The organism is Colwellia marinimaniae, assembly GCF_002207865.1.
Taxonomy (GTDB): Bacteria; Pseudomonadota; Gammaproteobacteria; order Enterobacterales; family Alteromonadaceae; genus Colwellia; species Colwellia marinimaniae.
In genome coordinates, this window is sequence record NZ_BDQM01000302.1 from 1 (window position 1) to 266 (window position 266).

The window sequence follows — 266 nt, forward strand, 5'->3', positions numbered from 1 at the left end:
GCAATGATCTCCAGTGGCAACCGCTGGCGCACCAGATCGCCGAGCGCGTCCACCGCCCAGGTGGCGATGCTGTCGGCGTTGATGGCGATGGCGATGCGCTCTTCCTCGCGGCCGCCGCCGCGCCCGCTGGGCATGAGGTCCTGCAGATCGCGCTCCAGGTCGGCGCGCAGCAGGCGCAACTGCTTGGTGTGCTTGAGCAGCAACTGCCCGGCCGAGGTGGGCTTGAGCGGCCGGCTGCGCACGATGAGCACCGAGCCCACCTGCGC

At 70.7% G+C, this 266-nt stretch carries 1 pseudogene; it reads right to left on the minus strand.

Features of this window, described 5'->3' with window-relative positions:
* Nucleotides 1-266, minus strand: a pseudogene (locus tag MTCD1_RS19380) (hypothetical protein); the annotation flags it as partial.